The 14,591-nt window shown below is 56.4% G+C and carries 15 protein-coding genes; 8 read left to right on the top strand and 7 right to left on the bottom strand.

The features are described 5' to 3' along the window. Positions 1-118: 118 nt before the first annotated feature. Positions 119-1,060: a LysR family transcriptional regulator gene (locus tag LZP73_RS13880; protein ID WP_234235605.1), complete on the bottom strand. Its 942-nt coding sequence runs from the start codon at positions 1,058-1,060 to the stop codon at positions 119-121. A 103-nt stretch (positions 1,061-1,163) separates the two neighbouring features. Here LZP73_RS13880 and LZP73_RS13875 point away from each other — a divergent pair, with 103 nt between their 5' ends. Next, positions 1,164-1,901 (top strand): SDR family oxidoreductase, encoded by a 738-nt coding sequence (locus tag LZP73_RS13875; RefSeq protein ID WP_234235604.1) that lies wholly within the window; start codon positions 1,164-1,166, stop codon positions 1,899-1,901. Between the two features lie 241 nt (positions 1,902-2,142). On the opposite strand, the gene LZP73_RS13870 is transcribed toward LZP73_RS13875, so the two are convergent. Further along, positions 2,143-2,673: a VF530 family DNA-binding protein gene (locus LZP73_RS13870; protein ID WP_234235603.1), complete on the bottom strand. Its 531-nt coding sequence runs from the start codon at positions 2,671-2,673 to the stop codon at positions 2,143-2,145. Between the two features lie 355 nt (positions 2,674-3,028). On the opposite strand from LZP73_RS13870, the gene LZP73_RS13865 reads away from it, so the two are divergent. Next, positions 3,029-4,633: an ABC-F family ATPase gene (locus LZP73_RS13865; RefSeq protein ID WP_234235602.1), complete on the top strand. Its 1,605-nt coding sequence runs from the start codon at positions 3,029-3,031 to the stop codon at positions 4,631-4,633. Positions 4,634-4,840: 207 nt separating this feature from the next. Here LZP73_RS13865 and LZP73_RS13860 read toward each other — a convergent pair whose 3' ends face one another. The 3 genes from LZP73_RS13860 to LZP73_RS13850 form a co-directional block, all read right to left on the bottom strand. Then, positions 4,841-5,599, bottom strand: a complete 759-nt coding sequence (locus LZP73_RS13860) for a sulfite exporter TauE/SafE family protein (RefSeq protein ID WP_234235601.1) — start codon at positions 5,597-5,599, stop codon at positions 4,841-4,843. A gap of 135 nt (positions 5,600-5,734) precedes the next feature. Beyond that, a complete protein-coding gene (locus tag LZP73_RS13855) occupies positions 5,735-6,088 on the bottom strand; it encodes a GFA family protein (protein WP_267960189.1) in 354 nt (117 codons plus the stop codon). Positions 6,089-6,220: 132 nt separating this feature from the next. Further along, positions 6,221-6,952 (bottom strand): SDR family oxidoreductase, encoded by a 732-nt coding sequence (locus LZP73_RS13850; RefSeq protein WP_234235600.1) that lies wholly within the window; start codon positions 6,950-6,952, stop codon positions 6,221-6,223. Positions 6,953-7,402: 450 nt separating this feature from the next. Between LZP73_RS13850 and atcJ the strand changes: the two genes are divergently transcribed. The 5 genes from atcJ to LZP73_RS13825 are packed head-to-tail and all read left to right on the top strand — an operon-like array spanning position 7,403 to position 10,823. Continuing rightward, positions 7,403-7,687 (top strand): cold adaptation protein ActJcold adaptation protein ActJ, encoded by a 285-nt coding sequence (gene atcJ, locus LZP73_RS13845; RefSeq protein WP_169562684.1) that lies wholly within the window; start codon positions 7,403-7,405, stop codon positions 7,685-7,687. Positions 7,688-7,700: 13 nt separating this feature from the next. Continuing rightward, the gene (gene atcA / locus LZP73_RS13840; RefSeq protein WP_234235599.1) at positions 7,701-8,231 is read left to right on the top strand and encodes a cold adaptation protein AtcA; all 531 of its coding nucleotides are present in this window, start codon (positions 7,701-7,703) and stop codon (positions 8,229-8,231) included. Continuing rightward, entirely contained in the window at positions 8,228-8,986 is a 759-nt protein-coding gene (gene atcB, locus LZP73_RS13835) for a cold adaptation protein AtcB (protein ID WP_211164252.1), read from the top strand. The genes atcA and atcB overlap by 4 nt, the downstream gene beginning before the upstream one ends. 11 nt (positions 8,987-8,997) lie before the next feature. Beyond that, on the top strand, positions 8,998-9,891 hold the full coding sequence (gene atcC, locus LZP73_RS13830; RefSeq protein ID WP_234235598.1) for a cold adaptation protein AtcC: 894 nt from the start codon (positions 8,998-9,000) through the stop codon (positions 9,889-9,891). A gap of 17 nt (positions 9,892-9,908) precedes the next feature. Then, positions 9,909-10,823: a hypothetical protein gene (locus tag LZP73_RS13825; protein WP_234235597.1), complete on the top strand. Its 915-nt coding sequence runs from the start codon at positions 9,909-9,911 to the stop codon at positions 10,821-10,823. Between the two features lie 96 nt (positions 10,824-10,919). On the opposite strand, the gene LZP73_RS13820 is transcribed toward LZP73_RS13825, so the two are convergent. Then, complete coding sequence (locus LZP73_RS13820; RefSeq protein WP_234235596.1) at positions 10,920-11,291, bottom strand: hypothetical protein; 372 nt, start codon at positions 11,289-11,291, stop codon at positions 10,920-10,922. A 150-nt stretch (positions 11,292-11,441) separates the two neighbouring features. Continuing rightward, on the bottom strand, positions 11,442-11,801 hold the full coding sequence (locus LZP73_RS13815) for a hypothetical protein (protein WP_234235595.1): 360 nt from the start codon (positions 11,799-11,801) through the stop codon (positions 11,442-11,444). A gap of 88 nt (positions 11,802-11,889) precedes the next feature. Here LZP73_RS13815 and LZP73_RS13810 point away from each other — a divergent pair, with 88 nt between their 5' ends. Next, complete coding sequence (locus LZP73_RS13810; protein WP_234235594.1) at positions 11,890-14,583, top strand: acetate--CoA ligase family protein; 2,694 nt, start codon at positions 11,890-11,892, stop codon at positions 14,581-14,583. The last annotated feature ends 8 nt before the right edge of the window (positions 14,584-14,591 follow it).

Here is a 14,591-nt window from a genome sequence, read left to right as displayed (position 1 = left end):
GATGAGATTAATTCTGTACCAAGAACGCTTATTTAGCCACTCGGCCTGAGATATTCATTGCCAAATCAGGGGAATAGTTCTAAAGCTGAGATTAGCACCCGGGCTGCAGCCTATGGCATCAGCGCGGACTTTCGTCCTGGCTCGCGGCCGCCAGATCCGCTTGCAGCCAGGGCACCAATGCCTGCCAGACACAGTCGACCGCCTTGCTGCGGGCGGCTTTGCCCAAACAGAGCAGATGTATCGGCGACGTCTCTGGGTGTTGCCAGTTGCCGAGGATCGGCTGCAACAGCCCCTGCGCCAACTCCCTTTGCACCAACAGAAGGTCGAGCATCACTATCCCCTGATCCATACAGGCCAATTCGACCATGGTGCGGCCATCATCCACGGCGATCGCCTCCTCCACCACCTGGGTCTCTATCCGGCCATGCCCATCGGCAAATGACCAATGATTCAAGGCGATATCCCGATTCTTGAAGACGATACACTGGTGCTGTTTGAGATCATCCGGGGTTGCCGGGGTGCCATGTTGCTGCAGATAGCCTGGGCTCGCCATCCAGGCCCAGGACTTCTGGCCGACGCGCCGGGCGATGAGCGATGAATCCGGCAGATGCCCTACCCTGAGTGCCAGATCTACCCCGGAGGCAATCAGATCCACCACACTGTCATCCAGGCTCAGGTCGATAGTCACCTCAGGATAGCGGCGGCGCAACTCCGCCACCCGCGGCAGCAGGAAGCGCTGCCCCAGTAAGGTCGAGCTGCTGATCTTCACCCTGCCTATGGGTTTATGTTGTTGTCGCAGCCGCAACTGCTCTGTGTTGTCCAAGAGTGCCGTCAGCCCCTGGGTCGCCTCCAGCAGGGACAGGCCGGCCTCCGTCAGCCTGAGCTGGCGGGTGCTGCGCTGCAACAGCCGCTGCTCCATGTATTGCTCCAGCTGCATCACCTTCTTGCTGACCGAGGAACGGGGTAATGCCAGCGCTGTGGCGGCGGCCTGAAAACTGCCCAGGGAAGCGACCAGGCGAAAGACATAGAGATGTGGCAGGTGTTGATGCAGTTGTATCATGGCTAAATTCGCATTTGAGAAACAAAGTGTTCATCCATTCCCATCTTATGGGAAACAGTGATTTTCATTATGCTGGGTTTCTCTCGGTAAACACAAAGGATAAATGATGGAAAGCAAAACAATTTTAATCACGGGTGGTACTGCCGGCATAGGCCTGGCGGCGGCCAGTCATTTCTGCCAACAAGGACACAGGGTCATCATCACAGGGCGCGACAGCCAAAGGTTGGACGAGGCGCTGAAGACGCTGGACTACAGGGCGACCGGGATACTGTGTGACAGCGGCAACATGGCGCAGATCCGGCAGTTGCAGCAGACACTGGCCGAGGAGCGGATCTTGCTCGATGCCCTGGTGTTGAACGCCGGGGTGTTTCATCCGGGCGAGTTCGCGGCCTGCACCGAGTCCCAGTTCGATGCCACCATGGATGTCAATCTCAAGGGGCCCTTCTTCACCCTGCAGGCCCTGTTGGGACAACTGGCATCTCCCGCCAGCGTGATCTTCATCTCCAGCCTGGCCGTCGAGAAGGCCTTCGCCGGCACCAGTGTCTACAGTGCCAGCAAGGCCGCGTTCGAAGCCGCCGCCAGGGTGCTGAATCAGGAACTGGCTCCCGCGGGGATCCGCATCAACAGCATACGTCCTGGGGTTACGGCAACTGAGATCCAGGCCAAGGCGGGCATGACAACAGAGGAAATCCATGCCCTGACCGACGGCCTGGCCGCGACTCCCCTCGGGCGGATACTGCAGGTCGAAGACATAGTGCCTGCCATCGACTACCTGGTATCGGATGCCGCCGTTGGCCTGCGCAACGCCCACATCAGCATAGATGGCGGCTATTCGCTCTAGTTCGTGTTATTGCGGCTCACCTGGCTTAGGTTATTACGGCTTAAGTCAAACGGATTAAGTATCAGTTGCATAATCAGTTGCATAGGTTGAGCCGCCTCAGGCCCCCGCCACAAGATCCTGCCTCACAAGTTGAATTTTTATGCTTGAAATATGCAGAATTGACATTATCACCCCGGGGAATTTTCTAACCTCCATGCAATTTCACGCATTTATATTCATATTTTGAATAAACGAGCCGAGATCAAGCACCGCCCTTGGTTCCCCAGGGATCCCGGGGATCGGTCGAAGGCTTGCGCCCCTCGCTTCCGGGACGGCTGCCGGACGCGCTGGAATGCTGACCGCCGGGCTTGTTGAATCCAGAGTCACCCCTGTTTAACTTATTGGCGCCTGACTTGTTGAAGCCGGAAAGTGCTTCATAGTCGGCACTGGCCTTGGCCTGCATCTGGGCGATGGACTCCAGGGTCAACACCATGGGGTTGCGGGGGACTATGCCGGCAGCGAAGCCACGCTCCCTGGGTTTCAGTTCATACTGGGCGGCACTGGCCTTGGGCATACGCTTGAAACGATAGAGGTAGAAGTTCTCCAACTTCTCCCGCGCCCACTCAGTCTTCTTCAGGAACTTGAGGCTGCTCTCGAGCGTCGGCTTAGTGTTGAAGCATTCCAGCTTCAGCGCCGCATATAAAATCTTCCAACCATAGAAATCGACCAACTCTGAGAGCAACAGCTCGAGTTTCAGGCCATGTAATGGGTTGTTCTGTTGCATTTCTATCATGGACATTCCAAATTCAGCCGCTTGGCTGAGCTTATTGTATGAGTAGTGTATGGCTATAGCACCGGATTGACGTACCCCATAAGGCTAAACATGAGGGGCCGGAGGCATGATAACGGCAAACGGCCGAAACGCCTCGGATTAAATGCCCCCAGGAAATTGCCCCCGCAGGCGGCGGGCCTCATCGAAAGGAAATGCAGGCCTGCTCTCGCATCTTAAACGCTTAATCTGTATACTCCGCGACTTTATTCTTGCCACTGAAGTCCGGACACGAGTTTCCTCTTCAGCGAAAGAAGCGCATGTTTCATTTTGAGGCTTGTTTGTCACCATCAGTTAGCCAATATCCAGGAAAGCTCCCTTGATCTCTACCGCGAACATCACAATGCAATTCGGCCCAGAGCCGCTGTTTGAAAACATTTCGGCGAAATTCGGCAACGGCAACCGCTACGGTTTGATCGGCGCCAATGGCTGCGGCAAGTCGACCTTCATGAAGATCCTCAGCGGCGTCCTGGCACCGACCTCGGGCAACGTGTCCATCACCCCTGGGCTGAAAGTCGGCACCCTGAGCCAGGATCAGTTCGCCTTCGAACAGTACAGTGTGATCGATACAGTGATCATGGGCGACGTGGCCCTGTGGAAAGTCAAACAGGAACGGGATGCCATCTATGCCAAGCCCGACATGACCGAAGCCGACGGCATGCGGGTCGGCGATCTCGAAAGCGAATTTGCCGAGATGGACGGCTACAGCGCCGAGAGCCGCGCCGGTGAAATCTTGCTGGAAGCCGGCATAGAAGAATCCTTCCACTATGGTTCAATGCAGCAGGTGGCCCCAGGTTGGAAACTGCGGGTGCTGTTGGCCCAGGCGCTGTTTGCCAATCCGGATATACTGCTGCTGGATGAGCCCACCAACAACCTGGACATACACACCATAAGTTGGCTGGAAACCGAACTCAACAAGCGTAAATGCACCATGATCATCATCTCCCATGACAGGCACTTCCTCAACGCCGTCTGTACCCACATGGCCGACATAGATTACGGCGAGCTGCGCATCTACCCGGGCAACTACGAATACTTCCTGGCGCAATCCGCCCTGCTGCGTGAGCAGCTGCTGGCAGGAAACGCCAAGAAGAGCGCCGAAATCGAAGAGCTGCAGGACTTCGTCAACCGCTTCGGTGCCAATGCCTCCAAGGCCAAGCAGGCCAGCTCCCGCGCCAAGAAGATGGACAAGATCAAGCTCGATGAAGTGAAATCCTCCAGCCGCATCACCCCCTCTATCCGCTTCGACGCCGGCAAGAAGATGCATCGCCAGGCGCTGATCCTCGAAGATCTGGCCCATGGCTTCGATGGCGAACACCTGTTCGAGGGCGGCGAGCTGATCCTGGAAGCCGGTGCCAAGCTGGCGATCATAGGCGAGAACGGCGTGGGCAAGACCACACTGCTGCGCTGCCTGGTCAATGAGCTGGAACATAACGCCGGCGTCATCAAGTGGTCGGAAAATGCCTCCATAGGCTACTGCCCCCAGGACAGCAGCGCGGATTTTGACAATGATCTCAGCCTGATGGATTGGATGAGCCAGTGGCGCCTGCCCAAGCATAACGATTTGATGGTGCGCGCCATGCTGGGACGCCTGCTGTTTACCGAGGACGACGCCAACAAGAAGGCCCGCAACTGCTCTGGTGGTGAGAAGAACCGGCTGTTGTTCGGCAAGCTGATGATGCAGGACATCAACGTGCTGATCATGGACGAACCCACCAACCACATGGACATGGAAGCCATAGAAGCGCTCAACAATGCCTTGAAAGTATTTGAAGGCACGTTGATCTTCGTCAGCCACGACCGCGAGTTTGTCTCCTCCCTGGCGACCCGTATCATAGACATCAAAGATAAGCAGTTGATCAACTTCCAGGGCACATTCGATGAATATCTTTCAAGCCAGATGGAAGCCCAGAGAGTCGCTTAAACTGCCCGAAGCAAATACCTGAAGCGAATAGCGGCAGTCACAGCTGGTAACCATGAACAATACCGGCCCCGCGGCATTCCTAATCCAGCCCCTACGGGAGCGCTTGGCAGGAACGGCAACGGGGCCGCATTTTTATGCGCAAATCCCCATAGACTGTATGCTTGCCGGGATGCGGCTTGGACTAATGGCAACAGCTTGAATTCAGGTTTACCACTGGCCGATGGCTTGCCAAATCAATCGAATGGCAAGCAGGGTCAGCACCACACTGAATGCGGTGTGAAAATGCTTGTCTGCAAGGCGTTTAAGCATGTTAAAGCCAATCCAAGTGCCTAACGCGCCACTCAATATCATGCAAACAAGCACCGGCCACCAATCATCCAACGATACGCCCATTCCCTCGAACACCGCAATTTTAACCCCGTGTTGCAACGACATTGCCATCGCAAAGGTGGCCACTGTGCGAAATCTATCGACCGCCAACTGCTTCATGAATGCCGCCACCAAAGGGCCGGTAGCGCCTGCAAATAACGAAATAAAGGTGGTCATTGCGCCGGCCATGAATGTACCTAAAGTGCCCAGCACCATTTTAGGTAGTTTCGGCCCCCAGCAGGAATACAAGATAAAGGCTGCGATGGTGAGATACATGACCGAGGGCGGCAGCGCGACCAACACAAAACTGCCGAGCAAGGCGCCGATAATAGCCCCGGGTAAAAACGCCCCTATGACTCGCCACTGAATATGTTGCCAACCCAGCAGCACGCGTCCCCCGTTAGAGCCTAATTGCACCACGCCATGCAGTGGAATAATCAGTTGCGGCGGCAACACTTGCGCCATGACGCCGAGTAACATCACGCCACCACCAATGCCGAAACAAGCAGTAAAGAAAGACGTAAAAGCCGCCGTGATTGTTAAGAGTGCAAAAATATCGGCAGGGACAGCATCAAACTGTAACCAGGATGAGGGCATAGTATGGTTTCAACGAGTAAAGTAAGGCTTCAGATTATAAAAAAAACCCTTCTGCTTTAACATAGGCCTGAACGCCTCTGGCAAGAGTGTTTAACTCAGTATTTGGGTCTTAAAGCCTTGTGCCTGTCCTCTTCCTTACAACTCATTCCTGCCATCAAAATACATAATGTCCAGCTCCCGTGGTGCAACATTGGCAACGCAGCCTAAATTGACTCTGTATTTACCGGGCTCGTAGATAGTGTCATGAAACGGGGAAATGCCACATGTTTTGCAAAAGTAATGGTTTACGTCATGATCTCCCCAGTGGTAAAGGGCGAGATTGTCTGTGCCACTGAGCAAGTTGAACTCAGCAGGCTCGTAGTATCTTCTGGACATGATGGCGTTTTTTCGGATGCAAATAGAGCAGTTACACTGTAATGCCTCTGTTATGACTTCGCTTTCAAATTCAAATTGCACTGCCTCGCAATGACAACTTCCTTTATATTTCATTTTTCAGTCCTCGTAGAGCAAACTAAAACCACTGTATATAAAAACAGTTAAAAGGTAAAGCCTGGATTTGAGTAGTACTTAAGCTATTGCAGATCCTGAACTGTGCCTGGCTCTTGCATCATTTGCCATGAACTATTTGCCACCGGCCAAATCGATAAAAGCGCCTGTGACATAAGAGGCTTCATCCGATAATAACCAGACAATGGCATTGGCTACTTCATCCGGGGTACCACCACGCTGCAAAGGGATCTGAGGTGCCAAACGCGCGACTCTATCGGGTTCGCCGCCATCGGCATGCATTGACGTATAAATAAAACCCGGTCTTACAGAGTTAACCCTAATGCCTTTGGGCGCCAGCTCCAATGAAAGACCTTTGGTCAACGAATCCATTGCGCCTTTCGATGCGGCATAATCTATATACTCAAATGGAGCGCCACTCCGAGAAGCCGCGGATGAGACATTGACGATGGAACCTGTGGATTCGGCTCGTCTGATATACTCCCGAGAACAGAGGAAGCAGCTTGTGACATTAGACATCATGACTTCATTGAATCGTGCGACATCTATGTCGGCGAGAGTCGTTTGTGGAAACAGAATCCCTGCGTTATTGACCAAATGAGTCACTGGGCCAAAGGCTCTTTCAGTCGCATCAAATAAAGCGATGACGTCACTCTCATTCGAAACATCCGCTTGAAACGAAAAGGCTTTACCGCCTGACGTTGTTATTTCATCTACTATGGCTGCCGCACTTTGGGCGTTTGAACGATAGTTGACACAAACCCGGTAGCCTTTAGCAGCCAATAACTTTGATGTAGCGGCGCCAATGCCTCGACCAGCGCCAGTGACGATCACCACCTTACCCATGCATATCTTCCTTATAGCTCATCTACGATCGGATCTATTCTTGTTGCTTGCCATTTCATCTGAGACAAACCACCTTTCCCATCAAGATGATATTCGCATATTTAGCCTCTTGGCGAAATCCAAGTCTGCCGGGTACACCAGAAGAGGCGCAGTTTAGCCTATGGCCGCCGGCTTACACTATGCTTGCACTGGCTCGGCCCGAAAATGATTGCCTTAACGGGGGAAGTCGCGCTTCTTTGTTTGCCGCTTCGGGGCGATTTCTGCTATGATCCGCGGCTGTGATCTCTTGGCTTGCTAATCATAATCCTTTGACTATGCGCCTTTTACACTGCTCCTGTTGTTTTGGGTTTGGATTGACGCACTTTTATCTCGCAACCTTTTAATTACACAATCAGTTATCGCACTCTCAGTTATCTCAAGATCATTGAGTCATCGCCTGCAGGTATCAATATGATTAACCACTTTAGTGTGTTGGGGGTTAAGCCCAGCGCCAAAGAAGACGACATTAAAAAAGCCTACAAACGTTTGTCGAACAAGTATCATCCGGACAAGTTGCTCGGTGCGTCTGAAGACGAGAAACAACGCGCCGGGGCCGAACTGCAAAGGGTCAAGAAAGCCTACGAAGTGCTGTCGGACGCCAAGCTGAGAAACGCCTTCATCAAAGATTTTAACAATGTAATTGTGACAGATCCGGCAGCCGCCATGCGCGAGCTGTGGGACCAATATTATTCCTGAGTATCCGAGCACCATGGCCCAACAACTGAATATCTCACGCATTAATGAGCTTAAAGATAATGCCTATGACAACATAATGTCATATGACGACCCAGACACGCCCCAGGCCTTGAGCCAGTTTACCGGCCAGATCCGCGGGGTGCTGCTGGCCGATCCCAAGATGCTGGCATCCGTGCCCGAATACCTGCCGCTGGCGCTGTTCGAGCGGGTCAAGTTTCCAAGTGATGCCAAAGGCAAGTGGGCCGACTGGCTGAGCCGCGGCGTGCAACCCGAATGGGATGAATTCAAGGTGAGCATCGCCTTCAACAATGCCGATCTGCCGCTGGTGTTGGCGGTGCGCGCTTATTCCGAAGCCTTGCTGGTCGAAAGCTGCGCCGTGCTCTATCTGCTGGAGACCCAGGGCAAGCAGGCTCCTGTGGCCCAGGTTGAGGAGGATGACTCAGACTTGGGGACGGATTACGGCTCGGGTTATGGGGATGATGACGAGGAAGACAGTGATGAAGAAGGTTATTATGATCGATACGATGACGAGGAAAACTACTGATGAATAGTCTCATTGAAGTTACTGTCGCCGAGCTGAAAGATCTTGCCGACGTCGAGCCCAAGCAGGCCAGCAAGAAATTTGAGCTGATCGCCAATGCCATGTCCGACGCCCAATTGGTCGAAGTGATAGAGCATATGGATATCGTCACCCTGACGCAGATAAACAGTCACCACGATATCTCCCACCCTTCCATCATGTCCGAGCTGATGAGCCCGGAGCAGATCCGCGATATCGTCTGTCAGCAACCCTTGTACTGGGAAGAGAAGATCAAGAGCAATGCCGAAGAGCTGATCCAGCATACCTTCGACTTCCTGACCTATCTTATCCGCATCCAGGAAAGCGAAGAGAAACAGGCCGCCATTCTCGAGTGCATAGCCGACGATCCCGCAGGCCTCTTCTATCTGTCCATCCCCTTCATCGAGCTGGTGTTGTCGCCGAACGAGGATGAGGGCGATGTGGTCCGCGATACCTATGATGACGAAGAAGACGGTGACACAGTCGGCTACACAGATTGGCAGCCGAGCGAAGATGCCCACAGCCTCAGCATAGACGATCCCCGCAGCCTGCTGGCCTTGATCCGCGAACTCACCCCTGAAGTCGAGAAGGCCATCAAGAGCCTGCTGCGCAACGAAAGCTCGGGCTGGGAGGCCATCATAGGCAAGTTCGTCAACGAGCTGGTCATCCAAGCGAAAGAGAAGAACCAGGTCACAGACGAGTACGCCGAAGTCGATGACATGTTCAGCTTTCTGGAATAAGGGAACCCTTAATGCAATTGGTACTACGAGATGTGAATCAGGGCCCCTACCTGAGCAAGGTTCTGGCCTATGGCCTGGAAGAAGCCGGGATGGACCCGGAGCAGCTCCAGCAGATCAAGGCCAAGGCCGTGCTGATGAGCCTGAAACTGGCGGACAAGTTCTACAACAAATACAAGATGCACCTGCTGGAGCAAGCCTCCCAGGATGTGATAGGCGTGGTGAGCCTGGGCCTGATGGAATTGTCCCACCAGGATTTGCCGCGGGCGCTGGCCCTGCTGCAGGCGAGCGATGGCATAGTCAGGTCGTTTCAAAAGGGCTGGAGCCTGCTCAGCAGCGTCAGCCAGCACAAGCAAGGCGGCAAGTCCATTTACGGCGACGTCGACAAGGGCTTGCTGGAGCAGGTCTCCTGTCCGCCGGATGCCGACGAGTGGCAAGGCTGGCATGCCTACCAGACGGCGCTGGCGGAGCATAACAGGCAGGAGTCCATCGCCGTGTTGCTCAAGCAGTTCTACACCGCCTCGAGTTACGATCCGCTGGATTGTCTGAGTCTCGAAGGTGTGCTGGCCGAAGCCGTGCTGTACCGCATCCTCTTTGGCAATGCCAAGGTCAGGCAGGACATGAAGAAGCGCCTGGGGCAGATAAGTCTCGACGAGGCCTGGTTCGATGTCGACTTCATTGCGGCCCAAACCCAGGCGGCGCTGGCGGAATTGCCCGCCCCCTTGGCCGAGACCATAGCCCAGGATCTGGGGAAGAACTTCGACCGGGCGCTGCTGCGCACCCTGCAGTTCGCCAAAAGCTACCGGGCATTGTTGCTGCAAAACGCCACCCCTGAGCGCCTGGAGCGTTTCGAGCATAAGGAAGGCCTGGTCGGTCTGCTCGGCTGGCCGCTCTACCTGGTTATGTGAGCCGACTGTGACAGCCTATGTTAAGCACAACTGAGTTCCCACTGCCATCCTTCGCCGAGGTTGCCATAGTCGGCAATGCCGCCGGCGATTGGCAGCCGGCCGAGACAGGGGTGACCTTCGTATTCAACGGCACCCGGGCCCGGGGCGACGCTTTGACGCCGGACGGCGGGGTGATCAACATAGCCAACGGCCCCTACGCCGGGGTCGCAGCTGCCTTCGAGGTGCAAGGCACCCGCCACAGGGAGGCGCTGATCGCCGCCCTGACAGCTACGGCGCAGACGCTGGAAAAGGAACTCGGTTGCTGGCCCTCGTCCGGACTCACCACCCTGGTGCTCATGGCCCGGACTGCGACCCGGCTCAGGGTGAGCCGCATGTCGCTGTTGCCCTGCCTGGCCCGCCCGCCCGGGATGCGCGCCGAACAGCACTTGCCCTGCATGGTCCATAATTGGCTGGGTGAGCGGCGTATCGCCTTGGCATTGGCCGCCGACTTGGGCCCGCAGCAACTGGAGTGGCCCGAGCTGTATCTGGCGTCCCCTGTTTCTGCCCAAGATCTGTCTGCCCATGCTCTTGCTAACCAGGCGTTCGAGCCAGGCAGCTATGCCAGCCTGGCAAGGGATCCCTTCCCCTTGTTGCAGGCATTGGCCAAAGACAAGGGCGCAGCCGAGTCGGCGCAAGATAGGCTCAGCACCCTGGACCTTCTGGCAAACAGCGACATAGAGCTCTGGCTGCAACATGCCGACGACGCCAAGCTGCGCGCCGCCGAGGCCCTGTTCTTCAACCAAACCCCCGAGCTTTGCCCCTCAGTCTGGTATCTGGTGGATAACCAGGCCAGTCAGCGCCTGGACGCCATACGTCAACGCCTCGCCTATTGCCAGCAGCGACGCCTGTTGGCCGCCCATAGCCAAAATAGCGAGAGAGGAATCGCGGGTTAAGAATTGAGTAATCACGAGTAATAGCAGGTGATAGTGAGCAATAGAAAATAGTCGCGAGTCTGATGCTGCAAGCGCCGCCTAAGCCGGGCAAGCGCCTCAGAAACGAAAATTGATGTCTATGCCGACGTACCTGCCACCGGCCTCGGGCTTGATCACTGGGGTCAACCAATAGCCGTCGGTCACATAGGCTCCCAGCGCCGATCCCAGGGTATGGGCGGCGGCATCGATCAGGGCCTCCTGCGCGCTGTTGCTGCCTCGGTTATATTCATAGTATTGCGACAAGACACCGGCAGCCGTGCTCAGGGAAAACCCGACCCAGGCCCTGTCCTGCTCCGGCCAGTATTTGTCCGACACCCACACCAAGGTACCTGCCATCACGGCCCCACCCGCCGCATGGCAAGCCTCGCTGTTGAAACTGTTATTGGCCATCGCCTGACCGGAAATGCAACTCAAAAAAATCAATGACATAAAGCGCTTCATTTCGCCTCCCCGGATGGGCGATATCGCCAGTCCATCATCAAGATGTCATGCTAATCATAGTTTCAGTGTAGCCGCTGCAAAAGCGGGTGTCTTTTAGCCGGGCGGCGTCTTCGGCTGACGATAACAAGCGCCATGGCCTTAGGGCCCGGATCCGCCGTCTTGCATCAGCCGGGGCGGACTGATGGCCTCGAGTCGATAGGCGGCACAACTGCCCTGCTCCAGGAGGCTGAAGCTCAATCTGTATTGGCGGTTTTCGACCGCCTGCCACTGAGGCGCTGCCTTGAACACAACCTCGTGGCTGAGGCGCAGAGGATCCGGCAACTCAGTCCCGGCGCCGTAGAGGCGAAACAGATAGCCTGAATCGCTTATCTCCAGCAGTTTGCCCACATAGCTTTGCTGCCGATAATGGCAGGCATGGGCAAGCATCGGCGCGCAGCCCGCCGAGAGCAGCAAGGGCGCAGCCAGGAGACAGGTGCCGAAAAATTTTAATGCCTTCATAGGCTAAACCTCGATAGAATCAAACCAGGCATTGGCGTTAAGAGTATAGTGCAGAGCAAAGGCATAGAACTCCGGGATGAAATAAGCTATGAGTCAACGTACCCTACACAGTCTGTTCAAACCCTCCTCGGTTGCCGTCATAGGCGCCTCCAACGGCGCCAAACGTGCCGGCAATGTGCTGATGAAGAACCTGCTCTCCAGCGGCTTTTCCGGTCCCATCATGCCTGTGACCCCGAAATACACGGCCGTGATGGGGGTGCTGGCCTACCCGAGTATCCAAGCCCTGCCGATAAAGCCGGATCTTGCCATCATCTGTACCCGTGGCAGCAGGGTGCCGGCCCTGGTCGAAACCCTGGCCCAATTCGGCTGCAAGGTGGCCATCATCATGGCCTCTGGCATGGCCCAGGAAGTCGACGATGCGGGTGTCAGCCTGCTCGCACTGGCACAGCAACATGCCAAACGCTATGGCATGCGCCTGCTGGGGCCCAACAGCCTGGGGATGATACTGCCGCCGCTGGGGCTCAATGCCAGCCTGGCCCATGCGGGTGCCCTGCCGGGCAAGATTGCCTTCGTGTCCCAGTCTGCCGCGGTTTGTACCACAGTGCTGGACTGGGCCAACAACAAGGGCATAGGCTTCTCGGCCTTCATCTCCCTGGGGGACGCCACAGACATAGATTTCGACGAGTTGCTGGACTATCTCGGTCGCGACGGCCAGACCCGCGCCATCATGCTCTACATAGATTCGGTCAATGAGAAACGCCATTTCCTCTCGGCGGCGCGGGCGGCGTCACGCAACAAACCCATCTTCGTCATCAAATCCGGCCGCAGCCTGGAGGGCGCACGCGCGGCCAAGCTGCATACCGGCGGCATGGGCGGCAACGATGCCGTCTACGAGGCGGCGTTCCGGCGCGCCGGCATGCTGAGGGTGCAGGATCTCATAGAGCTGTTCGCGGCGGTCGAGAGCCTGGCCCATTCCAACCCGCTCCAGGGGGAACGCCTGGGGATCATCAGCAACGGCGGCGGCCCGGCCGTGCTGGCCGTGGATGAACTCATGCTGCGCGGTGGCAAGCTGGCCCAGTTGTCGCTCGTCACCCTGGCGGCGCTGGATAGCGTATTGCCCGCGACTTGGTCGGGACAGAATCCGGTCGACATCATAGGCGATGCCGACACGGCGCGTTATGCCAAGGCGCTGGAGATCATGATGGACAGCGAAGATCTGGACGCCATCCTGGTGATGCATTCTCCCTCGGCATTGGGCGAGAGTGAGGCCATAGCCGATGCGGTGATCGCCACTGTGCTGCGCCATCCCAAACGTCACAGACTCAACATACTCACCAACTGGAGCGGTGAAGATTCGGCCTACCTGGCCAGAAAAAGCTTCAACAGGGCCGGGGTGCCGACCTACAGGACCCCGGAAGGCGCGGTCGGTGCCTTCATGCACATGGTGGAATACCGCCGCAACCAGAAGTTGTTGCAGGAAGTGCCGCAATCCATTCCGGACAATATTCCCACAGATATGCATACCGCCCGTGGCCTGCTGCAACAGGCGCAGCTCAAGGGCAAGGCCGTGCTTGAGACCCATGAGGCCAGCCCTGTGCTGTCGGCCTATGGCCTGAATACAGTCCCAAGTTGGTATGCGGCGACGGCCGATGAGGCAGTGGCCATCGCCCGCGAGGCGGGATACCCTGTGGCGCTGAAGATCCAGTCGCCGGACATAGCCCATAAGTCGGATGTGCATGGGGTGATGCTCAACCTCATCAATGACGAGGATGTGCGCCACGCGGCCGCCGCCATGCGCCACAGGGTGCTGGCGATTCACCCGGACGCCGTGATAGATGGCCTGATAGTGCAGAAGATGGCATTGACCGCCGGGGCCCAGGAAATCCGGGTGGCGGTGATCAACGATCCCGTGTTCGGTCCCGCCATTTGCCTGGGCGAAGGCGGCTCCGAATGGGATCCCACCACGGATGCCGCCGTGGCCTTGCCGCCGCTGAACATGGCGCTGGCGCGCTACATGGTGATCCAGGCGCTCAAGACCCACAAGCTCAAGGACAGGCATCTGCCGCTGGGGCTGGACATGCATGCCCTGTGCGTGATGCTGACCCAGATCTCCCACCTGGTGATCGACTGCCCGGAGATCGCCAGCCTGGATCTCAATCCCGTGCTCGCCGCCGCCGACAATATCACCCTGCTCGACGTCAGTCTGGGGCTGCATCCCAAGGATGCAGAACAGGGCTCACGCCTGGCCATCTTGCCCTATCCCAAGGAGTTGGAGGAAGTTGCCAGTCTCAAGAATGGCCTCAAGGTGATGCTCAGGCCGATACTGCCCGAGGATGAACCCAAGCACTTGGCGTTCGACAATTCCCTGTCCGATGAAGACAGGTATAAACGCTACTTCGGGGTGCGTTCGCGCATGACACATGAGGAGATGGCGGTGCTGACCCAGATAGATTACGCCAGGGAGATGGCCTTCATCGCCACCGCCAAGGGCGCCGACGGCGAAGATATCACCCTCGGGGCGGTACGGGCCTCGATAGATCCGGACAATACCGAGGCGGAATTCGCCATGGCGGTGCGCGGCGATCATCAGGGACTGGGGCTGGGCAAGCTGCTGCTGGAGAAATTGATCCGTTATTACCGGGCCAATGACACTCAGGTGCTCAGCGGTTTCACCCTGTTCGAGAACCGCAACATGGCCAGCCTGGCCAAGGGGCTGGGGTTCGAGGTCGCCTTCGACATGGAGGAGCGGCTGATCAAGATGCACCTGGCACTCAAGCCCTGAAGGGCCAG

Origin of the sequence: Shewanella sp. AS16, assembly GCF_021412365.1 — a bacterium.
In the GTDB taxonomy this organism is placed as follows: domain Bacteria; phylum Pseudomonadota; class Gammaproteobacteria; order Enterobacterales; family Shewanellaceae; genus Shewanella; species Shewanella salipaludis.
This window is presented reverse-complemented; position numbering and strand designations above follow the sequence as displayed.

Coding starts and splice junctions, on each gene's coding strand:
- LZP73_RS13880 (WP_234235605.1), bottom strand. CDS start 1,060: ATGATACAACTGCATCAACACCTGCCACATCTCTATGTCTTTCGCCTG.
- LZP73_RS13875 (WP_234235604.1), top strand. CDS start 1,164: ATGATGGAAAGCAAAACAATTTTAATCACGGGTGGTACTGCCGGCATA.
- LZP73_RS13870 (WP_234235603.1), bottom strand. CDS start 2,673: ATGATAGAAATGCAACAGAACAACCCATTACATGGCCTGAAACTCGAG.
- LZP73_RS13860 (WP_234235601.1), bottom strand. CDS start 5,599: ATGCCCTCATCCTGGTTACAGTTTGATGCTGTCCCTGCCGATATTTTT.
- LZP73_RS13855 (WP_267960189.1), bottom strand. CDS start 6,088: ATGAAATATAAAGGAAGTTGTCATTGCGAGGCAGTGCAATTTGAATTT.
- LZP73_RS13850 (WP_234235600.1), bottom strand. CDS start 6,952: ATGGGTAAGGTGGTGATCGTCACTGGCGCTGGTCGAGGCATTGGCGCC.
- atcJ (WP_169562684.1), top strand. CDS start 7,403: ATGATTAACCACTTTAGTGTGTTGGGGGTTAAGCCCAGCGCCAAAGAA.
- atcA (WP_234235599.1), top strand. CDS start 7,701: ATGGCCCAACAACTGAATATCTCACGCATTAATGAGCTTAAAGATAAT.
- atcC (WP_234235598.1), top strand. CDS start 8,998: ATGCAATTGGTACTACGAGATGTGAATCAGGGCCCCTACCTGAGCAAG.
- LZP73_RS13825 (WP_234235597.1), top strand. CDS start 9,909: ATGTTAAGCACAACTGAGTTCCCACTGCCATCCTTCGCCGAGGTTGCC.
- LZP73_RS13820 (WP_234235596.1), bottom strand. CDS start 11,291: ATGTCATTGATTTTTTTGAGTTGCATTTCCGGTCAGGCGATGGCCAAT.
- LZP73_RS13815 (WP_234235595.1), bottom strand. CDS start 11,801: ATGAAGGCATTAAAATTTTTCGGCACCTGTCTCCTGGCTGCGCCCTTG.
- LZP73_RS13810 (WP_234235594.1), top strand. CDS start 11,890: ATGAGTCAACGTACCCTACACAGTCTGTTCAAACCCTCCTCGGTTGCC.